We start from the raw sequence: 21,703 nt of genomic DNA on the forward strand, positions 1-21,703 counted from the left end.
GAGGCCCAGGCTATCCCTGCGTTTACGTTTCATCAACGGTCTATACATTTTGTAAAAACCACTTCGCGGTCTTGACTAGAAGGAAGGTAAGGCTAACCTAATTTCGTCCCCATCGCCTCACCACGGAGCAGTCATGTCCGACGCCCTGTACGGCACCGACCTCAGCCTGGGCTACGGCGGCGACACCGTCGTCGACGGCGCCGGCGTCACCCTCACCCAGGGCAGGGTGACCGCCCTGGTCGGCCCCAACGGCAGCGGCAAGTCCACGCTCCTGCGGGCGCTGGCCAGGCTGCACAAGCCGCGGGCCGGCGACGTGCGCTTCGGCGACGGCACCGCCGCGCTGGATCTCTCGGCACGCGACTTCGCCCGCCGGGTGACCCTGCTGTCGCAGAGCCGCCCCACGCCGACCGGCGTGCGGGTGCGCGACGTCGTGGGCTACGGCCGCCACCCCTACCGGGGCCGCTGGCGCGCCGGCGACCCCGACGGGGAGCGGGCCGTCGCCCGCGCGATGGAGCTGACCGGCGTGGCGGTGATGTCCGAACGGGCCGTGGACGAGCTGTCCGGAGGCGAGATGCAGCGGGTCTGGCTGGCCACGTGCCTGGCCCAGGACACCCGGGTGCTCCTGCTCGACGAGCCCACCAACCACCTCGACCTGCGCTACCAGGTCGAGCTGCTGGAACTGGTGCGCGACCTGGCCGACGACCACGGCGTCGCCGTCGGGGTCGTCCTGCACGACCTCAACCAGACCGCCGAGATCGCCGACCGGGTGGTGCTCCTGCACCAGGGCCGGGTGCTGGGCGAAGGCGCACCCGCCGAGGTGCTCACCGAAAAGCTCCTCACCCGGGCGTACGGCATCCGCGTGGAGGCGACGATCGACCCCCTCTCCGGGACGGTGCGGACGCGGCCGGTGGGCCGCCACCTCCTGGCGAGAGCGTGAAAGGAAAAGCAGTCATGCGTTCCGTCCTGGCGGTGCTCACCACCGCCCTGGCCTCGGTGCTGGCCCTCAGCGCCTGCGGCACCACCGAGGCTCCGGTGAGCCCGCCCGCCGCCGGCGGCCCGGCTCCCTCCGTCTCCGCCTCGCCCGTCACCGTCACCGACGGCCGTGGCCGGAAGGTCCGGCTCGACAGGCCCGCGACCCGCGTCGTCGGCCTGGAGTGGGGCGAGATCGAGATGCTCGTCAGCCTCGGCGTGATGCCGGTGGGCGCCGCGGACGTCAAGGGCTACGGCACCTGGGTGACGGCGGCCCCGCTCGACCCCTCCGTCAAGGACGTCGGCACCCGCCAGGAGCCCAGCGTCGACGCCATCGTCGCCCTCCGGCCCGACCTCGTCGTCATGGAGGCCGAGCGGAACGCCGCGCTGGTCGAGCAGCTGGAGAAGTTCGTCCCCGTCGTCGTCACCAAGGGCGGTGACGCCGCGGGCGGCGAGCTCGAACGCATGCGCGGCGACTTCACCCTGATCGCCGCCGCCGTCGGCAGGTCCGACGTGGCCGCCAAGGTGCTCGGCGACTTCGACGCCGCCATGAGCGCCGCCAAGGACAAGCTCGCCGCGGCCGGCGCCGCCGGAGAGAAGTTCGTCATGGCCGACGGCTGGAAGGAGGGCAGCAACGTCAACGTCCGCCTCTTCGGCAAGGGCGCGCTGGTCTCCGACGTGGCCACCCGGATCGGCCTCGTCAACGCCTGGACCGGCGAGGTGGACCCGGCCTGGGGCCTCGGCACCACCGACGTCGAGGGCATGACCAGGCTGAAGGGCGAAGACCTGCGCTTCTTCTACAACGCCTCCGACGGCGAGGACGTCTTCGCCGACGGCCTCAAGGACAACGCGATCTGGAAGTCACTGGACTTCGTCGCCAGGAAGCGGGTGACCAGGCTGCCCGACGGCATCTGGACCTTCGGCGGCCCGCTGTCGTGCCGGCAGTACGCCGAGGCGCTGGTGAAGGCGTTCGCCGCGTGACCGGGACGCTCCGGGCCCCCGCCGCCCCCATGACTCCCCTGCGGGGCCTGGGCGTCGCGGCGGCCTTCACCCTGGCCGCGGCGGCCGTCGCGCTGCTGTCGGCGGTGCACCTGACCCAGGGCACGTCCGCCGTCGGCGTCACCGACCTGCTCAGGTCGGTTCTCGGCGGCGACGACCCCGACGCGCTGAGCGTCCTGGTGGCCTCCCGGCTGCCGCGCCTGCTGGGCGGGGTCACCGTCGGCGCGGCACTGGGCACGGCGGGCACGCTGCTGCAGTCGGTCGCGCGCAACCCGCTGGCCTCGCCCGACACCCTGGCCGTCAGCCAGGGCGCCTACCTGGCCGTGGTGGCGGCCTCCGCCTCGGGCGTCACGCTGCCCGCGCTGCCCTCCGGCGGGCTGTCCTTCCTCGGCGGCCTGGCCGCGGCGGCGCTGGTGCTCGCCGTATCGGCCGGCGGGCGCGCCGGCACCACCCGGCTCATCCTGGCCGGCTCGGCCGCCACGCTGGCGCTCGGCTCGCTGGCGACGCTGCTGATGATCCTGTTCGAGGAGCAGACCACCGGCCTGTTCTCCTGGGGGAACGGCTCGCTGGCGCAGAGCGACCTGGTCGCCGTCACCCAGATGGGTCCGGTCGTCCTCCTGGCGCTCGGCGCCGCGATGTCGCTCGGGCCCCGCCTCGACATCCTCGGCCTGGGCGACGACACCGCGTCGGTGCTCGGCGTCAACGTACGCGACCTGCGCCTGCTCGCCACCCTGCTGGCCGTCCTGCTGTCGGCCGCGGCGGTGACCGTGGCGGGCCCCATCGGCTTCGTCGGCCTGTGCGCACCGGTCATCGTGCGGCTGCTCGGCCGGAGCATGCCAGGGCTCAACCGGCACCGCGTCATGCTGCCCCTGTCCGCCCTGGCCGGCGTCATCATCATGCTGGCCGCCGACATCCTGCTGCGCGCCGTCCTCGGCGGCCAGGCGGGCGTGGAGGTGCCGCCCGGCGTGGTCACCACGGTCATCGGCGCGTCGGTGCTGATGTGGCTGGCACGCCGCCACCGCGACGCCGGCCCGGCCAGGCAACCGCCGGGGGTACGCGCGGCGCACCGCTCCCGCACCCGCTTCTGGGTCGTCCTTCTCGCCTGCGCGGCGCTGACCGCGGGAGCCGGTCTCGGCGGGCTGCTGCTGGGCGACACCATGGTGCTCGGCGGCGACGTGGCCAACTGGCTGCGGGGCCGTACCGGGACGGCTCTGACCTATGTGCTCGACCAGCGCTACCCGCGGGTCCTGGCCGCCCTGCTGGCCGGGGCGGCGCTGGCCGTGGCCGGCACCACGGTGCAGGCCGTGTGCCGCAACCCGCTGGCCGAGCCGGGCGTGCTCGGCGTCACGGCCGGGGCCGGGGCGGGCGCGATCGGGCTGCTCACCTTCGTCCCGCTGGCCGGGATCGGCATGCTGTCGCTGGCCGCCGGGGCGGGTGCGTTCATCGCCTTCGCCCTGGTCCACCTGCTGGCGTGGAAGGGCGGGCTGAGCTCCGACCGGCTGGTGCTGATGGGCGTCGGCACCCAGGCGCTGTTCACCGCGATCACCGTGCTGATCATCGTCAGGTCGGACCCGTGGAACACCGCCAAGGCGCTGACCTGGCTGTCCGGTTCGACCTACGGCCGCGTCCCCCTGCAGCTTCTGCCGGTCGCCGTGGCGCTGCTGCTGTTCCTGCCCGCGGCCTTCCTGCTGCGGCGCGACCTCGACCTGCTGTCGCTGGACGAGCAGACCCCGAGGATCCTCGGCGTGCCGCTGGAACCGGTGCGGCTGGCGGCGCTGGGCGGCGCGGTGCTGCTGGCCTCCACCGCCGTCGGCGCGGTGGGCGTGGTCGGGTTCGTCGGCCTGGTGGCCCCGCACGCCGCGCGCGCCCTCGTCGGCGGCGTCCACGCCCGCGTGCTGCCGGTGGCCGCGCTGCTCGGCGCGCTGCTGGTGACCGTGGCCGACGCCCTCGGCCGCACGGTCATCGCCCCGGCCCAGATCCCGGCCGGCCTGGTCACCGCGTTGATCGGCACGCCGTACTTCGTCTGGCTGCTGTGGCGCTCGCGGGCCGCATGAACGGGCCTCCCCCTGAGGCGGGGAAAACCGTTTGAGGCCTCCTTCCGCGTTCCCGTAGGGTGCCTGCGGCCCGTCGCAGTGAGGACAGAGGACAAGACCGCGTGACCCCGCCTGCTCTTCAGACCTGACATCTTCTTCCGCTCATCCGTAGCCGACGCTCCCGTCGGTTCTGCCGGGCTGCCCTGGCGCGCCCGCTCACACAGCGTTCGAGGCCGCGCGCAATCGGCCTCGTGTCAGGTCTAGAGAGATCATGTCTTCACAACCTCATATCGTGCTGCCCTGGGTCGTCCGCCGGACCAGGCTGCCTCTGCTGTCGCTGCGGTGCGTGGACTGCCGGTCCGCGTCCGCCACCACCGGCGAGGGCAGGTTCCGCGTCAACGCCAACGGCAAGCTGCTGGACGTGTGGCTGCTGGTCCGCTGCGTGTCCTGTGATCGGACGAGCAAGCTCACCGTGCACGAGCGGGCGCCGGTCAGGTCCTTCGATCCGGCCGAGCTCGACGGCTACCTCGCGAACGATCCGGAACTGGTGGCGTCCACGCTGCTGGATCCGCTGCTCGCCCGGCGCAACCGCTTCACCCTGCAATGGGAGGGCGCCTGGCGGCTGGATGTCCCGCCGGCGCGGCTCGACGAGGCGTGGCCGGTCCAGGTGGAGATCGTCTTCGAGGATCCCGTACCGGTGCGCCCGGAACGGCTCATCGCGCAGGGGCTCGGCCTCAGCAGGAACGAGGTGCTGCGCCGGATCAAGTGCGACATCCCGCTGCGTCGTCCCACGAGCACGGGATTCGCCTTCACGGTGATGGCCGGGGACTAGCGGGGACGCAGCCGAGTGCGGGCCGCCCGGCCCGCCCTCGGCGCCGCAGGCCGGTCAGCGGGCCTTTCGCGGGGAGCGGGGGCGATGCGGGCTGGTCGGCTCGATGCAGCGGGACTGGACGTGCTCGTAGACCATCGTGGTCTGCACGTCGGCGAGTTCGCGGCGTTCGGTGAGGCGGTCGATGACGAAGGCGTACACGCTGTCGACGTCAGGGACGGCGACGTGGATGAGGAAGTCGTGGGCGCCTGAGGTGACGAACAGGCCGATCACCTCGGGCAGCCGTGCCGCCCATTCCCGGAACCCCTCGATGACGGGGCGGGCCGGAGGCCGGATGCGCACCGAGATGAGCGCCTGGACGGGGCGGCCGGCCGCGTCGAGGTCCAGGGCCGCGTGGTAGCCGGTGATCACGCCGCGCTCGCGGAGCAGCCTCACCCGCTCCAGCGAGGTGGAGGGCGAGACCCCGGTCTTGGCCGCGAGGTCGCGGTTGGTCTGTCGCGCGTCGTTCTGCAGCTCCCGCAGCAGGGCCCGGTCCAGCGCATCAAGTTCCACGCAAGCCAATCTACGCCGGACGAAGTGCGGCGAGCGGCGCTCTGGGGTTGATGTCTGCCTGACCACGGCTCCTGGGACGGTCACCGCGCGCCTGCCGCCGCTGCCTCCCGGTCGCCCCTCCGCACGAGCGACGCGGATTTCGCGGGATCGCCGCATCACGTTCACCGGAGGCTCGGAGCGCAGCTCTCCTGCCGAACGAAGTGCGGCGCCTCCTCCAAACAGCCGCATCTCTTACTAGCATCGTCGCGTTCGATCGAATGAGTACAGGGGATCGCATGTCTGTGGTGAACTCGTCCAGCTCGGTGGGCTTCGCGCCCGAGGAGATGGACTTCGGCCTGTCCACCCGCCAGGCCCGGCTGAAGTGGGTCGTGATCGTCGATGCCGCCCTGCCTCCCGGCCGGGCCGCCAACGCCGCCATCTGCGCCGCCGCCCCCACCGTGGCCGCGGTCCCCGGCCTGCTGGGCCCCGACGTCGCCGACGCGGAAGGCGCGGTGCACCCGGGCCTGCCCTGGGTGGGCTGCTCGGTGCTGGCCGCCGACTCCGCCACGCTGCGCGCCGTCCGCGCCAAGGCGGCCTCCCGCGCCGACACCTTCGTGGCCGACGTGCCCGCCGCCGCCCAGAGCACCCGCGTCTACAGCGACTTCATCGCCACCGTGGGCAAGACCCAGCCCGAGGACATGGACTACTGCGCGGTCAGCATCGTCGGCCCGCGCAACCGGGTCGACAAGATCGTCGGCAAGCTCCCCCTCATGTCCTGAGCCGCGACGGCGTGCCGGGCGCGGAACGCGAACCTCGCTCCGGCGTACGCGCCGTAGGCGGGCATGGCGGCCTTGCCGCCGACCGAGCTGACGTCGATGACACGGCCCATGCTGCGCAGCAGCAGGGGCAGGAGCGCCTGGGTGACGGCGACGCGCGCGGCGAGCGCCTCCACCTGCTCGGACCTGGCGACGTCGAGGATGACCGGCTCGATGCCGGTCGAGCGGATGGCGTCGGCGTAAAGGGCGCGGAGGGCGGCAGGAGGGCCGGACCGGTTCGTCCGTTGGGCTTAGGGTGGGGCGGCATGGGGCTGCAATTCGTTCAGGTGAATGTCAAGGCTCGGGACGACTCCGCGCTCGGCCGGTTCTGGGCCGAGGCGCTCGGCTGGGGCGTCTCCAGCGAGGGACCCGGCGTGACCAACGTCGAACCCGTGGACTTCGTGTGGCCCGACCCCGTCGCCGTCTGCGTCGATGTCGTCACCGTCCCGGACCCTGAAGCGGTGAGGTACCGCGTGCACCTCGATCTCGCCACCACCTCTGCCGCCCATCAGGCGCAGCTGGTCGCGCGCCTGAAGGAGCTCGGTGCGACGCCCGCCGACGTCGGTCAGGGCGACGTCCCGTGGACGGTCATGGCCGACCCGGAGGGCAACGTGTTCTGCGTCCTGGAGCCTCGGGAGGTCTACCGCGACACCGGGCCGATCGCCACGGTGGTGGTCGACTGCGCCGACCCGCGGGCCATGGCCAGGTTCTGGGGCGAGGCGATGGACTGGACCGTGCACGACGTGACCGACGATCACGCGAGGCTGCGCTCCGCCAAGGGCGTCGGCCCGTATCTCGAGTTCCTCCGCACCACGCCCGGCGCGAAGACCGTGTGGAACCGCTTCCATCTCGACCTGCTGCCGTACCCCGGCGACGATCAGGCCACGGAGGTGGCCCGGCTGCAGGCCCTCGGCGCGACGCCCGCCGACGTCGGCCAGGGCGACGTCCCGTGGGTCGTCCTCGCAGACCCGGAGGGCAACGAGTTCTGCGTCCTCGGCCGGGACTGACGCCGAGCCACCCCCGCGCCGCCGTCTCGCCATTCTGCGCGGGGGCCACCCGCCGGGTCTTGGTGCAATTGCACCGCCGTCGGCTCCGACTTCATGTCCCCGCACGAAGCACTCCCGGGTCACGTGATGGAGGGTTACGGGAACGCGCCGATGTGAAAGCCCCGGAGGTCTGTGCATGGCACTCGCCGAAGACACCCCCACTCTGGCACCCGCGCAGATACGCAGGACGGCCACCGTCACCGTCGGCCTGCTCATGGGCGTCTGGGTGATCGACTACGTCGACCGGGTGATGATGGCCGTGGCGTTGCCGTTCATCGGCCAGGACTTCGCGCTCACCAAGACCGAGCAAGGCTGGCTGATCACCGCCTTCTCCCTCGTCTACCTGCTGTGCCAGATCCCGGGCGGCATCCTCGCCGACAGGTTCGGCGCCCGGCGCCAGCTCATGGTCTCCCTGCTGCTCTGGTCGGTCTTCACCGCCCTCACCGGCATCGCCTGGGGCCTGGCGTCCCTCCTCGTCATCCGCGCCCTCTTCGGCGTCGGCCAGGGACTCTTCCCCGGCGCGTCCTTCAAGGCCGTCGCGGAACGCACCACCCCCGGCGTCCGCGCCACCGCCGCCGGCGCCATGCTCGCCTCCAACCAGCTCGGCGCCGGCGTCGCCCCGCTCATCGTCGCGCCGCTCATCCTCGTCCTCGGCTGGCGGCACACCTTCTGGGTCACCGCGGCCGCCGGCGTCGCCATCGGCGTCCTGCTCTGGAAGCTGCTGCCCAAGGCGCTGCCCGCCCACCTCAACGGCTCCGACGTCGTCGAGGACAAGGGGCTCGGCCTCGGCGCCGTCATGCGGTCGCCGTCGGTCTGGAAGTTCGCCGCCCTCTTCTGCGCCACCAACATGCTCGGCTACGGCCTGATCACCTGGGTGCCCAGCTACCTGCTGGAGGAGCGCGGCATCTCCCTCATCAACACCGGCGTCATGTCCGCCATCCCCGGCCTGGTCATGTGCGCGACCGTCTTCCTCGGCGGCTGGCTGTTCGACCGCTTCTTCCACGACAGGGCCCGGCTCTACGTCATCCCGCTGCTCCTGATCACCGCCGTGCTCCTGGTGCTCATGCTGATGGCCGAGTCAGCCGTCGGGTTCACCGTCTACCAGACCCTCGCCATGGGGGTGGCGGGCCTCTCCTCGATGGGCATCCTCGGCATGCCCGTACGCGCCCTGCCGCCCGCCGTCATCGGATCCGGCATGGGCATCGTCAACGTCGGCGGGCAGATCGCCGGCGTCCTCGCCCCCGTCCTCATGGGCTTCCTGGTGGACAGGTTCTCCTACAGCGCCGCGTTCGGCCTGCTCATCGCCACCACCGTCCTCGGCGCGCTGATCGCGTTGATCGTGCCCCAGCGCCCTGAGCAGTTCAGCCTCGGAACGAAGGAGCTCGCGTGACGACATACGATCTGGTCCTGGCCCGCGGCCGGGTCATCGACCCCGAGACCGGCCTGGACGCCGTGCGCGACGTCGGCGTCAACGGCGGCGTCATCCAGGCCGTCTCCGACCAGTCGCTCGACGGCGTCACCACCGTCGACGCGACCGGCCTGGTCGTCAGCCCGGGCTTCATCGACCTGCACAGCCACAGCCTGGACGTCGCCGGCCACCGCCTGCAGGCGCTCGACGGCGTCACCACCGTCCTGGAGCTCGAAGCCGGCGCCTACCCGGTCGCCGCCGCCTACCGCAGCGCCGAGACCGAGGGCAGGCCGCTCAACTACGGCTTCGCCACCTCCTGGGCCGTGGCCCGCATGGCCGTCCTCCTCGGCCTCGACACCAACGGCGACCTGAGGACCGACTTCCTCGCCAACATCGGCCGCGAGGAATGGCAGCGCGCCGCCCCGCGGCACACCGTCGACCGCATCGTCGGCATGCTGGAGCGTGACCTCGGCGACGGCGCGCTCGGCATCGGCATCCTCGTCGGGTACGCGCCCCGCGTCGACCCCTCCGAGTACCTCGCCGTGGCCGCCCTCGCCGCCCGCGCCGGGCTGCCGACCTACACCCACGCCCGCGAACTCGTCGAGATGGACCCCACCACCCCCGTCGACGGGGCCGAAGAGATCGTCCGCGCCGCCGCGGAGACCGGCGCGCACATGCACTACTGCCACGTCAACAGCACCTCCATCCGCCACGTCGACCGGGTGCTCGCACTGGTGGAGAAGGTCCGGGCCGAAGGCTCGCGCGTCACCACCGAGGCCTACCCCTACGGCGCGGGCATGACCGGCGTCGGCGCGGCCTTCCTCGCCCCGGAACTCCTCCACCGGCGCGGGCTGACCCCGCACTCCATCGGCCTGCTCGGCGCCGAAGGACGCATCCCCGACGCCGAGACCCTGCGCCGGGTCCGCGAGAGCGCGCCCGGCTCGGCCGCCTTCGTCCACCTGCTCGACGAGGACGACCCCGCCCAGTTCGACTTCATCCAGCGAGCCCTCACCTTCACCGACGCCGCCGTCGCCACCGACGCCATACCCCTCCTGTGGCGCTCGGGAGCGCCTGACCCGCTCTCCTGGCCGCTCGGTCCCGACGCCGTCACCCACCCTCGCACCGCCGGCACCTACGGGCGGACGCTACGCAGGCTCGTCCGGGAGAACGGCGTCCTGTCGCTGCCGGAGGCCGTGCGCCGGTGCACGCTCATCCCCGCCGACGTCGTGGGCTCCGGCGTCCCGGCGATGCGGCGCAAGGGTCGCGTCCAGGCGGGCTGCGACGCCGACCTGACCGTCTTCGACCCCGAGACCGTCAGCGACCGGGCCACCTACACCGAGACGGTCAGGCACTCCTCCGGTTTCGTGCACGTCCTCGTCGGTGGCCAGTTCGTGGTCCGCGACGAGCATCTGCTGCCGACCGCCCTGCCCGGACGCGCCGTCAGAGCCTGACCCCCGCGCAGGGCACCTGCCCGACGGAGCCGCCCGGCTCCGGGTTCCGGAGCCGGGGCGGTCAGAGCTCGGCCAGGACCTCGATGTCCTCCGCCATGGCGTCGGGGGCCACCGCGAACGCCGCCGCGGCCTCCGGGGTGCCGGGCGCTGCCTCGCGGGCGGCCCGCAGACCGGCGGACGTGAGGCTCAGGTGCGGGGAACGGCTCGGACGACCACGACGCGGCGTCCGCGCGTGTGACCGGCCCGGCTGTCGATGTGCGCCGCCGCGGCCTCGGCGAGCGTGTACGACCTCTCGACCGGGATGTGGAGCTTCCCCCGCGCGATGAGGCCGACGGCCTCGGCGAGCGCGTCCGGCGCGCCCCCTGCCACGCCGGAGAACCGCACACCGAGCTCCGGCGCACCGAGATCGGCGGTGGAGATCACCTTCCGCGGGTCCCCGGCCAGCTCGACGAACTCGCGGATCACCCCCGAGCCGGCCGGATCGGGAGCGGCGTCCACCTGGCCGAGCTGCCGCACCCGCTCGACCCAGCCCTCTCCGTACGTCGTGGCGAGGGCGCCCAGGCCACGAAGGTAGTCCTGGTTCGCGGCCCCGGCCGTGCCGATCACCTTGACGCCGCGGTCGCGGGCGGTCTGCAGCACCGCCGATCCGACTCCCCCGACGCGCCGCTGACCGGCAACGTCTGCCCGGGCCGGACACCGGCCTCGCGGATGACGCGCAGCGCGGAAGGCAGCGACCCGCCAGAAGATCGCCGACACCGCCCTGCGGCTCTTCCTGCAGCGCGGGTACGACGCCGTGGGCATCCGCGACGTGGCCGCCGAGGCCGACGTGGCCGTCACCATGAGTTCGCCTCGGAAGAGGCCCTGGTGCGACACTGCACGGCCGACAGCGCCGCCCCGATCTGGCGCATGATCGGCGAATCACCCGCCCCCGGGCGGACGGTTCACGTCGTCCGGGACGAGCGGCTTCAGGTCCTTGAGGCCCCTTCTCGCCGCGGACGGCTTCCCCGTGGTGAAATGGCGATCAAACGACGTCCCGCGCGGTGACACGCCGGCCAGGCGCCGACGGGGCCGCGCGGCGACGACGGGTGACCGCCAGAAAGGCAGTGTCGATGTCCGGCACGGAGTTGTACGACACCATCGGAGCCCACTACACCGCGACCCGGCGCACCGAGCCCCGCATCGCCGCGCGTATCCTGGCCGCGCTCGGCGACGCCCGCACCGTGCTGAACGTCGGGGCGGGCACCGGGTCCTACGAGCCGCCCGACCGCCAGGTCCTCGCGGTGGAACCGTCGGCGCTCATGCGTTCCCAGCGCCCCGCGGACGCGGCGCCGTGCCTGATCGGATCCGCCGAGAGCCTGCCGTTCGACGACCGGTCCTTCGACGCCGCGATGGCCGTCTCCTCCGTTCATCACTGGCAGGACCCGATCGCCGGACTGCGGGAGATGCGGCGGGTCGCCCGCCGCGTGGTGGTGTTCACGCACGACACCAGTGACGCCGGATGGCTTCACCGGTTCTGGCTCACTCGCGACTACCTGCCCGAGGCCGTGGACCTCGTCGCCGGCCGGCCTTCCGTGAACGAGCTGGCCCGCGCGATCGGAGCCGGGATCGAACCGGTGCTCGTCCCGTGGGACTGCGCCGACGGCTTCTTCGAGGCCCACTGGCGCCGGCCGGAGGCGTACCTGGAGGAGAACGTCCGTCGCGGGGTGTCGGTCTGGGCCAGAGTCGGGCCGGAAGCCGAGCGGCGCGCGGTGCGCGGCCTCAGGGAAGACCTCGCGTCCGGCCGGTGGGCCGAACGCAACCGCGACCTCGTCGATCTCGACGCGGCAGAGCTCGGCCTTCGCCTGCTGATCGCCTGAACCCCGCCCACGCCCGGCTGCTATGGTCGCGCGCATACGATCGAGTTACCTCGCCTGGGACGACGCGGTGGACCTGTTCGAGCGGCGCGGGCTGCCGAAGGGGACGTACGAGAACCTGTACGAGGAGGAGTACATCCTGGTGCCGGGTCCCGCCGCGGTGACGGGCGAACTCCCCCTCGACGAGCACGAGCGGACGCCGTGGCGGCATGACACGCCCGACGCGGCGACCGGTTACGTCGTGGACGGCGACCTGGTCGTCGACGGGAACATCACCGACGTGGACGACGGGGCCGCCGCGCTGATCGTCCTCGGGAGCCTGCGGGCGAGGAACGTCTACCTGGCCGGCGACGCGAAGCTGGTCGTGGGCGGCCAGGTGACGGCCGAGACCTTCGTCGGCGACATGACCGACAAGCTGGTGATGATCCACGGAGACCTGCGGGCCACCGTCTCGATCTTCTGGAACGAGTTCTGCCCCGACCTGATCGCCGGCGCCCTCCACGGCAGGACCCTCACCCCCGCCTACCTCGACCTGTCCACCGCCGTCATCGGCGGTCTGGCCGACCCGTCGCCCGAGGCCCCGCTCAGCCGGCTCCTCGTACCCGAACTGCTGGTCGCCGGAGCTCCCGGCCCCGACGACCTCCCAGAGCTCGGCATCCGCGGCGACGTCCTGCGCGACCGCCTGCTGGCCGGCCTCCCCCTCACCACCACGCCCTGATCCGCTCCGGCGACGGCGCTGCGCGAACCAGGCTCGGCCTGGACGGAACCGCCCCGCCCCGCTGCCGGAACCGGGACGTCATCCGCAGGTCGCGAAGGGACCGCCGGCTCCGAACACGAGCCGCGCGAAGTTCTCGCCGATGCGGCGGTGTCCCGCGGGATCGGGGTGGACCTCGTCGGGCAGCGGGAGCTCCGCGTAGTCCGTCTCGCCGTAAAGGTCACGGCCGTCGAGGTAGTGCAGGTTCGGGTCGTCGGCCGTCCGCTGTTCGACGATCCGCGCGAGCTCGTCGCGGACGACGTTGAGCGTCAGGCGCCCGGCGGCGCGCTCGGCCGGATCGCCGGTGGCCTTGAACCGCAGGGTGCCGCCGTCGAGGTCGGGCGCGAGCGGGCCGGGGGTGTCCTCCTGGACCGGGCACAGGATGGGCGACACGACCAGCAGCGGAGTGGCCGGATGCCCTTCGCGGATGGTGTCCAGGAAGCCGTGGACCGCAGGGGTGAAGGCGCGCAGACGCATCACGTCGCCGTTGACGACGTTGATGCCGAGCTTGAGGCTGATCAGGTCCGCGGGGGTGTCCCGCATCGCGCGGGCGGTGAACGGATCGAGCAGCGCGCTGCCGCTGAACCCCAGGTTGACCAGTTCCACTCCGCCCTGGGCGGCTGCCAGGGCCGGCCAGATGGCAGTCGGGTGGGCGGCGTTCGAGCCGTGGCTGATGGAACTGCCGTGGTGCAGCCACACCCTGCGCCCGCTGTCCCGCGCCGGCTCGACCGGGGCATCGGTGCGCAGGGCGATCAGCTCGGTGATCTCAGTGTGCGGAAGCCAGATCTCGACGTTCTTGTCACCGGCCGGCAGACCGGTGAAGCGGGCGGTGCCGGCGGGCCCCTCACGCAGTTCGGCGGCCTGGGTGACCATGTCGACGATCGTGCGGACGTTGCCGCCGGGCACCGTGGCCTGTGCGGCGAGACGGCCGTCGACGAGCAGGTCGTACACGCCGTCCGCCGGGGCAGGGAAACCTCGGTAGGCCCGCTTGGTGGGCAACGCGTCCAGTTCGATCGTGGTGGCCCGCGTGCGGAAGGCCAGCCGCACGCCGGAGGGCTGCGCCTCGGCCATGGCGAGCTGGTTGTCGGGGATCTGCCGGCGTGCACGAGCGGGCAGCCGGTGCGGCAGCAGACCCTGAGCGGTCGCTTCCAGGTCCAGAGAACCGCGCAGCATGTCCGCGGTGACAGGTGTGGTGATCCAGTCGGGCTCGGTGCTCATCGCCTCAGCCTGTTCTTCTGGCGCGCCCGGCCAGGGCGGCGAACCTTGACCACAACGTTCCTCCCCTATGACGAAAGCCATTCTACCTAATATCCTTAGGCAAATAAGCCTGTCCATTAGGAGGCCGCGCTGGCCAAGGTGGCGAGGTGGCGGGAGACCGGGCCCATGGTGAGCAGGCCGCTGCCCGCGGCCAGCTCCCCCGCCGCGGGCGCCAGCGCGGCCGCCGCTCGCCGCATCGTCGCCCGGTCGCCGAGCGCGACGGCGGCGCGGGCGGCGAGGCACCACAGCGCCTCCATCAGCAGGTCGTGCGGAGGGTCGGGCAGCTCGCGGAGCGCCGCCGACGCCTCCTCCTCCCGGCCGCGCCCGATCAGCAGCAGCGGGCGGGCCCATGGCTCGTACGGCCCCCAAGCGGCGTGCTCCAGGTCCAGGAGGGGCAGGCCGCGCCGCACGCGCGAGCACAGCAGCGCGAGCGGCGGCAGGCCGTCCTCCAGTCCCGGCATGCCGGAGCCGTCGAGCCGTCGCGCGGCCTCGCGGTAGGCCGCTTCCACCCGGTCCGCCGGCGCCCGGCCTGCGGCGTCGAGCCGCATCGCCCGGTACCACTGCGTGAACACGCCCGCGAGCGGCAGCTCGTGCCGTACGGCCAGGAGGTCCACCGCGGCGGCGTGCCTGTCGGCCTCCTCCAGGTCGGCGAGCGCGGCGCGGGCCTGCAGCCGGATCAGACGGCCCAGCACCTCGAAGGTGACCAGGCCGTGCGCGGCGGACAGGGCGACCAGTTCCGCGCCGATCGCGTCACGCTCCCCCGCCAGGCCGGCCCGGTGGAAGGTCTGCATGAACACGCCGTTGAGCGCGAAAGCCAGCAGAGCGGGGTCGTCCAGGCGGCGGGCGAGACGTTCGGCCTCCCGCGCCGCCTCAGCCGCCCGCGGTGAGCCGCCACCGCGCGACTCCAGCGCGACGACGGCCAGCAACCGCGCCCGCGGCCCAGGACTGCCGGGGAGGGCGGACAGCGCGCGTTCGGCGGCCGCCACCACCTGCGCCGCCTGGGCCGGGTCGTCGGAGCGGGGCCAGATCGCCGGGACGTCGTACGCGCCGATGACGCGCGCGGTCAGCTCGGGGTCGCCCAGTTCCTCGGCGGCGGCCACCGCGGCGAGCCGCTGCTCCCGCGCCGCGCTGAGCCCGCCGCCTCCGGTCACCGCGAGGCCGCGCAGCAGGCCCACCGTGGACTCCAGCCTGGCCCTGGCTCCGGGCGGCACGGCCTGGTCGAAGGCGGCCGCCGCCCGCGTCCACACCCGCTCGGCCGCCGCGGCGGCACCCGCGTCCGCCTCAGCGGTCAGGGGGCCGGCGTCACGAGGAGGCGGGGCGGCCTGGCCGGGGGTGAGGTGAGGGGCCTGGTGGAGGATGTCGGTCTCCAGGCGGCGCAGCGCCGGGCCCGGGTCGAGGCCGAGCTGCTCGGCGAGGAGCGTCCTCGCCCGGCGCAGCACGGCGAGCGCGTCGCCCTGCCGGCCGCAGCGGTAGAGGGCGAGAGCGAGCAGTCTCCAGGCGTCCTCGCGCCAGGGGTGGGCGGCGGCGTGCGCGTCGAGATCGGGCACCGCCTCGGCCGCCATGCCGAGGGCGAGTCTGGCGTCGGCCAGGCGTTCGACGGCCTGCAGCCGCAGCTCGGCCAGGCGGGAGCGGTCCGCGCGGGCCCAGTGCTCGTCGGCGAACTCGGCGTACGCGGGCCCCCTCCACCACCCCAGCGCCTCCCGGAGCCGGGCGAGCGCCTGCCCGGGCGGCAGGGCGGCGCTGGCGGCGACGGCCTGTTCGAAGCGCCAGGCGTCCACGGCGTCGGGCTGGGCGCGCAGCGCGTAGCCGGGGCCCTCGGTGACGAGGAGGCGCGAGGCGGCGCGCGGCGGCCGCTCGGGCTCCAGCGCGCGGCGCAGCGCGGCGACGAACGTGCGCACCGCGCCCACCGCGCCGGGGGGCGGGTCGTCCCACAGGTCCTCGACCAGGCGGGCGACGGGGACGACGCGGCGGCGGGCGACGATGAGCCTGGCCAGCACGGCGCGGTGCCGAGGCCCCCTCAGGGCGATCACCTCGCCGCGCGGCTCCCCCGCCACGGGCGGGGTGTCACCGGCGGCCTGCCAGGCCGTCACCGGGCCGAGCACTCCGAACGCGACCGTCACCTGCTCCCCTCCCCTGTCTCTCCGCCCACCGTAGCGGCGCTCATCGGATGCTCATCCGCGCCCGGCAGGCTGGGACGCGTCCCACCAGACGAGGAGTGAACCCATGCCTGCGCCTGTCCTTTCCGGTTTCGACTACCTGCGTGTTCCCGTGGCCGAGGGCGTGTCGCTCAACGCCGCCGTCGGCGGCTCGGGCAGCCCGGTCGTGCTGCTGCACGGCTTTCCGCAGACCCACCTGATGTGGCGGCACGTCGCCGCCGACCTCGCGGCCGACCACACCGTGATCTGCCCCGACCTGCGCGGGTACGGCGCCAGCGACAAGCCGCCCGCGACCGGCGAGGACGTCTACGCCAAGCGGACGATGGCGGCCGACGTCGTGGCCCTGGCCGCGGAGCTGGGGTTCGACCGCTTCGCGCTCGCCGGGCACGACCGCGGCGCGCTGGTCGCCTTCCGCGCCGCGCTCGACCACCCCGCGGCGGTCACCCACCTGGCCTGCCTCGACGTGCTGCCCACGGCCGAGATGTGGGACGTGCTGCACGGCGCGGGGGCGGCGGTCGCCTTCCACCTGTATCTGATGGCGCAGCCGCCCGGCCTGCCCGAGCGGATGATCGCCGCCGAAGCCGACGCGTTCTTCGGCCACTTCCTGGACGTGTGGACGGGCGACCCCGCGGCGATGCCGGGCGAGTACCGGGACGCCTACCTGGACGCCTGCCGGGCCGCGGTGCCGTCGATCGTGGCCGACTACCGGGCCTCCGCCGGGATCGACGTCGTCCACGACCTCGCCGACAGGCGGGCGGGCAACGGGCTGCGCATGCCGGTCACGGTGATGCAGCAGGACTGGGGCGCCGCCCTCGGCTACGACGCGGCGGCGCTGTGGGGGGCCTGGGCGCCCGACCTGCGCCATCTCACCGTCAAGTCCGGCCACTTCATGGCGGAGGAGTCCCCGTCGGACGTCGTCGCGGCCCTGCGCGACCTGCTGTCACGCTGACCGCCCGGCGCTCGCCGGCGCTCTCACCGCGGGAACGGCCGTCTCCGGCGGCACCACCGTGGACAGCGTCCGGGGTGGCGTGCCGCACAGCCGCTGCAGCGTGAACGGCGCGAGGGGCGGGTCCCAAGTGGTTACCAGCCGATTCCAAGGGGCCCGCGCCAACGTGATCTCGTCTCGCCCGGTTGGGGCGAGAGAGTCCGTCGACAGGGGGAACATCCGCATGAGAGAGACGAGAACGCGGTCGATCGTGGCCACGACGGGGACGGCGCTCGCCCTGAGCACGGCGCTCAGCTGTACCGCGGGCCCCGCCGACGCGTCCGACCTGGCCGAAACGGCCGGTTCGGCCAGGTCGGCGGCGGCCGCGGAGCCCTACGTCGTGAAGGGCAGGGCGGTCGACTCGGCCGGCAGGCCGATCAAAGGCGTCAAGGTCGTGGTGAAGGACCAGCGCTACTACAACAGCAACATCGTGCTCGACACCGGTGCCGACGGTGGCTACAGCGCGCCGCTGCCGCACGAGCCGTCCTCCTGGGTGGCCGGCGCATCGCTGACCCGCCAGTACCACGGCACGTGGTACACCTTCGACCTGGAACCCTCCTCCACCGGTTCCTTCCGGGCCGGCGCCGGAGCCGTCCGCGACTTCACCTGGCGCATCACCGGCAGGCGTCCGGGCGCCGACGGCCGCTACTACGGCGGGCTGGTCGCCACGAACCTCTGGTTCGACGACCTCCCCGAGGAGACCGTCGACCAGGACAACGTGCGGTTGAAGCTGACCCCGACCGTCCCGCTGATCGACGGCAGCAAGGGCAAGGTCATCTCCGGCCGCAAGCCCGTCTACACCGACAGCGGCTGGGCGGTGGTCGACGTACCCCTCGGCCGCTACAAGATCACCGCGACCTACCACTCCCCCAGCAGCGGCAAGGTCTACCCGCTGCAGGTGAAGCAGACCGGAGCCTCCACCTTCGGCTCTCAGGTCACCTGCGACTTCGAGCAGAGCGGGACCAACCAGAGGATCCGGCTGGAGGTCAAGTTCGCCTGAGCGCTCCTGACGGGGATGCCTGGTTCCGGTCCGCCCGCCGCGACCCGCTTCCACTTGCGGGCCACCAGGGCCGGTCCTGGACCCCCGAGACCGGACGCCTGCTCCAGCTGACGTGGAGCTTGATCGTCGCCTGCGAAGGGGCTGATCCGCCCTGGAGAGTAGGACGAGGGTCCTGGATCGCCTCTGGGGGAACCGTTTCCAGGCAGGAGGACATCGCCGGCTCGCGACGGCACGCTGAAACCATGATCGCGATTCGCGCAATGATCCAGAGCAAGCGCCGCGGCAGGAGGGCATGGCCGGTCATCGCCGTGACGGCGGCGATGCTGGCGATGACGGCCCCGGCGGCGTCGGCTTCCCCGGATGACGGGCGGCTGGGATGGCGGCAGTGCGGGAGCGAGGGCGCGCCCTCGGACATGCAGTGCGCCTCGGTCGAGGTGCCCGTGGACTGGGCCGAGCCGGAGGGGCAGAAGATCACGCTGGACCTGGCCCGGCTGCCGGCCACCGACCCCGCACGCCGGATCGGCAGCGTCCTGGGCATCTCCAGCGGCTACGGGATCCAGGACCTGACCCGTTCCGCGGCGGACCTCACCGAGCTGCGGCGCAGGTTCGACCTGGTCGGCTACGACACGCGTACGACCACGTGGGTCGCCCGCATGCCCCAGGCCTGCATGCGGCCCGGGGCGTCCCTGCACGACCCGCGCAGCCCCAAGGAGTTCGCGGCGCTGGCCGCGGCGATGAACGACGCGTTCGAGCAGTGCCGGCAGGCGGACCCGACCGGGCTGTCCGCGCACCTGGACGCCTTGTCGATCGCCAGGGACACCGAGGCGATCCGCGAGGCGCTGGGCGAGGAGCGGCTGAGCTTCCTGGTCGGCGGCACCGGCGGGTCGGCGGCCGCCGCGTACGTCCGGCTGTTCCCGCAGCGCATCCGGGCGATGTACCTCGATGGAGTGAACAACCAGCCCGAGGGGTGGCCCGCGCAGCGGCTGCTGGCCCTGCCCGTCATGCGAGGGATGGCCACCAGGTTCGCCGACTGGTGCGCGGCGACTCCCGCCTGCGCGCTGCACGGTCAGGACGCCGAGGCGGTGTGGCTCAGACTCCTGCGGGATGCCGATCGCCATCCGATTCCGGTCACCTCGTCCCAGTACGGCGAGGGGAAGCTGACCGGTTGGCTGTTGACGTCCGCCCTCCCTCTTGACCCGGGCCCGCAGAACGCCGGCTGGCTCGCCTTCGCGGACGCGGTGGACAAGGCGCGGCACGGGGACGGGTCCGGGTTCGCCGATCAGGTCCTCTTCACCGCGCGGGTCGCGGCGACGCCCGCGGCTCTGGTGATGAGTTGCGGGGATGACCGGGGATACACCGGCTACGCCCAGCTTCAGGACTTCCGCAGGAAAGCACGGAAGATCGCTCCTGAGTACGCGGGAGCGGCCATCGACGCGCTCGGCTGCACAGGCTGGCCGCCGCCGGTCGCCAATCCGTCCCGCCCGCTGCCCACGCGGGGTCTGCCGCCCTTCCTGGGGGTGGGCACCACGTGGGTCGACCACACGTCGACCAAGAGCTTCACCAGCATGTTCCCGGGATCGGTCACCATCCCCTACGACGGGCCCGGCCACGTCATGTACCTGTCGGGCAAGAAGTGCCCGATCCGGCACGCCACCAGGTACCTGACCGACCTGACCCTTCCGGAACCGGGCACGGTCTGCCCCGCCGAATGATCGACGCTCGGGCCAGGCGCGGCGCCGGCTGAATCCCTGGCCTCGAGTGTTCCTCTCGCTCCCCACAGCGAGATCATGCGTCAGGTCCGGAGTCGCGGGCGGAGAAAAAGGGCGGTGACGTGACGCAACCTCCTCGGGGGCTCACGCATGTAGAAGACATGAGATCCGAGATCATCCACGCTCCGCCCGGTTCCCCGGGCGGCGGGGCATCGGCCGAAACGGTCGTGACCGAGTTGTTCGTCGTCCACGGGCTCTCGCTTGTGCGGTTGGCGTTCCTGCTGGTGGGTGACCAGGAAACCGCCGAGGACGTGGTCCAGGACGCGTTCGCCGCGGTGTACCGCAGGTGGGGCAGGCTGACCGACCGGGAGCAGGTGCTGCCGTACCTGCGCGCGGCCGTGGTCAACGGGTGCCGGATGGTCCTGCGGCGTAGAGCGATCATCGGGCGTTTCCGCGGCCGGCCTGAGGTTCCCTTCTGGTCGGCGGAGGCGGCGGCGTTGCTCGGGGAGACCCGGCGGCAGGTGTTCCTGGCCGTCCGGGCTCTGCCGCGACGCCAGCGCGAGGTGCTGGTGCTGCGTTTCTACCTCGACCTGTCGGAGGCGGAGATCGCCCAGGTGATGGGGGTCAGCCGCGGAACGGTCAAGTCGACAGCATCCCGGGCGCTGAAGGTGCTCGCCGTGACCTTGCAGGAGGAGCGATGACCCGAAGCATCGAAGACCGGCTCCGCGACGCCTTCTCCACGGGTGCGGAACTGGTGCGCCCAGAGAGCCTGGGGACTGTCACGGATACGGTTGCCGTCCGTCCGCGGCGGCGCTTCCGGGGGCTGCCGGTGCTGGCGGCCGCGGCGGTCGTCGTCGTCCTCGCCGTGGTCGCGCTGGTCGCGAAGGTGGTCGTGCCCGCCCCCGCGCCTCCTCCCGTGCTCGTGCCCTCTGACGGCAACGAGGCGCTGCGCCGGTTGGCCGCGCAGGTCGCGCGGTTGCCGGACGACCGGGGCGCGTACTGGCGCAGGTCGCTGGAGGACAACCAGCTCGTACGGGTGCAGGCCGGCGGGCGCGCCTTCAACGCGGTGGTCTCGCACGGGGCGGAACTGTGGCTGCCACGCGACGCCGAGGACCCGGTGCAGACGCGGAGCGAGGAGCCGAGCCTGCGCCCGGCGACCCCGGCCGACGAACGCGCCTGGCGGGCCGCGGGGTCGCCCGCCGAGGTCCAGCGGGTGTGCACCCCCGGGACCAAGGCGGCCGACTGCGTGAAGCTGCCGATGGGTGCGGAGAGCAGGGAGTGCCAGTACACGTACGGGGTCGCGCCGGACCGCGGGCCCGCCGCTCACCCGTTCGGCCCGTACACGCCGGCCGAGATCTGGGCGCTGCCCACGGATGACAAGGGCCTGCGCGCGTGGCTGCGCGCCCGCTGGGAGTCCGGCCGGGGCGAGCCCGGGACGGCGAGGACCCTGGAGGAGGCCCTCGCCGGTTCCGACCTCCTGCTGAGGACGCCCCTCAGCCCGGCGGCCAGGGCCGCCGTCCTGCGCCTGCTCGCCGACCTGCCCACGACCAGCGTTCGAGGGCCGGCCAAGGACCCGCTGGGCCGCAGCGGCCTCGCGGTGGACTTCGACAGGGGGCGCGCGTCCTTCAGGGAGTTCGGTGAGGACGACGAGGTGGCCGAGGAGCACACGACCATCCTGGATCCTTCGACCGGTGAGATCCTGGCCGAGGTCACGAAGGCAGGAGAGAGCGCCGCCGGTCTCGCCAAGGGCGGGATCATGAGTTCGGAGGTCTGGACCCCCGTGACGGGCTGGACCGACGACCGCCCGAAGCGGCCGGGGAACTGCCGCCGCCTCTAGCGAGCCACCCGGCCCGTGCCCGCCACGGTCGCAGCCGTGGCGGGCGCGTCGGGGTGGCTGCCGAGTCCGCT

General features: G+C 73.1%; 22 protein-coding genes. 17 read left to right on the forward strand and 5 right to left on the reverse strand.

Annotated features, from left to right (window positions below; translation table 11 throughout):
- Positions 1-133 precede the first annotated feature (133 nt).
- The 4 genes from BMX74_RS25505 (at position 134) to BMX74_RS25520 (ending at position 4,833) form a co-directional block, all read left to right on the forward strand.
- On the forward strand, positions 134-937 hold the full coding sequence (locus tag BMX74_RS25505) for an ABC transporter ATP-binding protein (protein ID WP_091103261.1): 804 nt from the start codon (positions 134-136) through the stop codon (positions 935-937).
- 14 nt (positions 938-951) lie between these two features.
- Entirely contained in the window at positions 952-1,950 is a 999-nt protein-coding gene (locus tag BMX74_RS25510) for an ABC transporter substrate-binding protein (protein ID WP_091103263.1), read from the forward strand.
- Positions 1,947-4,022, forward strand: coding sequence for an iron ABC transporter permease (locus tag BMX74_RS25515; RefSeq protein WP_256257257.1), 2,076 nt, complete (start codon positions 1,947-1,949; stop codon positions 4,020-4,022). The genes BMX74_RS25510 and BMX74_RS25515 overlap by 4 nt, the downstream gene beginning before the upstream one ends.
- 271 nt (positions 4,023-4,293) lie before the next feature.
- A complete protein-coding gene (locus tag BMX74_RS25520) occupies positions 4,294-4,833 on the forward strand; it encodes a DUF1062 domain-containing protein (RefSeq protein WP_256257258.1) in 540 nt (179 codons plus the stop codon).
- A 54-nt stretch (positions 4,834-4,887) separates the two neighbouring features.
- On the opposite strand, the gene BMX74_RS25525 is transcribed toward BMX74_RS25520, so the two are convergent.
- Entirely contained in the window at positions 4,888-5,382 is a 495-nt protein-coding gene (locus BMX74_RS25525; protein WP_055502117.1) for an Lrp/AsnC family transcriptional regulator, read from the reverse strand.
- Between the two features lie 275 nt (positions 5,383-5,657).
- Between BMX74_RS25525 and BMX74_RS25530 the strand changes: the two genes are divergently transcribed.
- Positions 5,658-6,140 carry a DUF2000 domain-containing protein gene (locus BMX74_RS25530; protein WP_091103266.1) on the forward strand — a complete coding sequence of 161 codons (483 nt, stop codon included), beginning with the start codon at positions 5,658-5,660 and terminating at the stop codon, positions 6,138-6,140.
- Here the strand turns inward: BMX74_RS25530 and BMX74_RS46715 are convergent.
- Positions 6,065-6,250 (reverse strand): hypothetical protein, encoded by a 186-nt coding sequence (locus BMX74_RS46715; protein ID WP_420538143.1) that lies wholly within the window; start codon positions 6,248-6,250, stop codon positions 6,065-6,067. The genes BMX74_RS25530 and BMX74_RS46715 overlap by 76 nt on opposite strands.
- Between BMX74_RS46715 and BMX74_RS45830 the strand changes: the two genes are divergently transcribed.
- From BMX74_RS45830 to BMX74_RS25550, 4 genes are all read left to right on the forward strand, one after another.
- On the forward strand, positions 6,237-6,380 hold the full coding sequence (locus tag BMX74_RS45830) for a hypothetical protein (RefSeq protein WP_256257259.1): 144 nt from the start codon (positions 6,237-6,239) through the stop codon (positions 6,378-6,380). The two genes, BMX74_RS46715 and BMX74_RS45830, sit on opposite strands and share 14 nt — an antisense overlap.
- Before the next feature lie 62 nt (positions 6,381-6,442).
- On the forward strand, positions 6,443-7,183 hold the full coding sequence (locus BMX74_RS25540) for a VOC family protein (protein ID WP_091103268.1): 741 nt from the start codon (positions 6,443-6,445) through the stop codon (positions 7,181-7,183).
- A gap of 175 nt (positions 7,184-7,358) precedes the next feature.
- Positions 7,359-8,612 carry an MFS transporter gene (locus BMX74_RS25545; protein WP_091103269.1) on the forward strand — a complete coding sequence of 418 codons (1,254 nt, stop codon included), beginning with the start codon at positions 7,359-7,361 and terminating at the stop codon, positions 8,610-8,612.
- A complete protein-coding gene (locus BMX74_RS25550; protein ID WP_091103271.1) occupies positions 8,609-10,081 on the forward strand; it encodes an amidohydrolase family protein in 1,473 nt (490 codons plus the stop codon). The genes BMX74_RS25545 and BMX74_RS25550 overlap by 4 nt, the downstream gene beginning before the upstream one ends.
- Before the next feature lie 186 nt (positions 10,082-10,267).
- On the opposite strand, the gene BMX74_RS25555 is transcribed toward BMX74_RS25550, so the two are convergent.
- Positions 10,268-10,720, reverse strand: coding sequence for a zinc-binding dehydrogenase (locus tag BMX74_RS25555; protein WP_218154049.1), 453 nt, complete (start codon positions 10,718-10,720; stop codon positions 10,268-10,270).
- Positions 10,721-10,853: 133 nt separating this feature from the next.
- On the opposite strand from BMX74_RS25555, the gene BMX74_RS45040 reads away from it, so the two are divergent.
- The 3 genes from BMX74_RS45040 (at position 10,854) to BMX74_RS25570 (ending at position 12,652) form a co-directional block, all read left to right on the forward strand.
- Entirely contained in the window at positions 10,854-10,991 is a 138-nt protein-coding gene (locus BMX74_RS45040; protein WP_256257268.1) for a TetR/AcrR family transcriptional regulator, read from the forward strand.
- Positions 10,992-11,190: 199 nt separating this feature from the next.
- Positions 11,191-11,937 (forward strand): class I SAM-dependent methyltransferase, encoded by a 747-nt coding sequence (locus tag BMX74_RS25565; protein WP_218154050.1) that lies wholly within the window; start codon positions 11,191-11,193, stop codon positions 11,935-11,937.
- A gap of 22 nt (positions 11,938-11,959) precedes the next feature.
- Entirely contained in the window at positions 11,960-12,652 is a 693-nt protein-coding gene (locus BMX74_RS25570) for a hypothetical protein (RefSeq protein WP_091103272.1), read from the forward strand.
- Between the two features lie 78 nt (positions 12,653-12,730).
- On the opposite strand, the gene BMX74_RS25575 is transcribed toward BMX74_RS25570, so the two are convergent.
- Together BMX74_RS25575 and BMX74_RS25580 are read right to left on the reverse strand one after the other, a co-directional pair.
- A complete protein-coding gene (locus tag BMX74_RS25575) occupies positions 12,731-13,906 on the reverse strand; it encodes a GDSL-type esterase/lipase family protein (protein ID WP_091103274.1) in 1,176 nt (391 codons plus the stop codon).
- A gap of 116 nt (positions 13,907-14,022) precedes the next feature.
- The gene (locus BMX74_RS25580; protein WP_091103275.1) at positions 14,023-16,065 is read right to left on the reverse strand and encodes an AfsR/SARP family transcriptional regulator; all 2,043 of its coding nucleotides are present in this window, start codon (positions 16,063-16,065) and stop codon (positions 14,023-14,025) included.
- Positions 16,066-16,168: 103 nt separating this feature from the next.
- Between BMX74_RS25580 and BMX74_RS25585 the strand changes: the two genes are divergently transcribed.
- The 5 genes from BMX74_RS25585 to BMX74_RS25610 all read left to right on the forward strand — a co-directional run bounded on the left by BMX74_RS25585 (position 16,169) and on the right by BMX74_RS25610 (position 21,632).
- Entirely contained in the window at positions 16,169-17,050 is an 882-nt protein-coding gene (locus tag BMX74_RS25585; protein WP_091103277.1) for an alpha/beta fold hydrolase, read from the forward strand.
- A gap of 220 nt (positions 17,051-17,270) precedes the next feature.
- On the forward strand, positions 17,271-18,086 hold the full coding sequence (locus tag BMX74_RS25595; RefSeq protein ID WP_143078763.1) for a hypothetical protein: 816 nt from the start codon (positions 17,271-17,273) through the stop codon (positions 18,084-18,086).
- A 242-nt stretch (positions 18,087-18,328) separates the two neighbouring features.
- Positions 18,329-19,798, forward strand: coding sequence for an alpha/beta fold hydrolase (locus BMX74_RS25600; protein WP_091103279.1), 1,470 nt, complete (start codon positions 18,329-18,331; stop codon positions 19,796-19,798).
- Positions 19,799-20,022: 224 nt separating this feature from the next.
- On the forward strand, positions 20,023-20,496 hold the full coding sequence (locus tag BMX74_RS25605) for a SigE family RNA polymerase sigma factor (protein ID WP_055503872.1): 474 nt from the start codon (positions 20,023-20,025) through the stop codon (positions 20,494-20,496).
- Positions 20,493-21,632, forward strand: a complete 1,140-nt coding sequence (locus BMX74_RS25610) for a CU044_5270 family protein (RefSeq protein WP_055502129.1) — start codon at positions 20,493-20,495, stop codon at positions 21,630-21,632. The genes BMX74_RS25605 and BMX74_RS25610 overlap by 4 nt, the downstream gene beginning before the upstream one ends.
- Positions 21,633-21,703: the final 71 nt, after the last annotated feature.

The organism is Nonomuraea pusilla, assembly GCF_900109355.1.
Classification (GTDB): domain Bacteria; phylum Actinomycetota; class Actinomycetes; order Streptosporangiales; family Streptosporangiaceae; genus Nonomuraea; species Nonomuraea pusilla.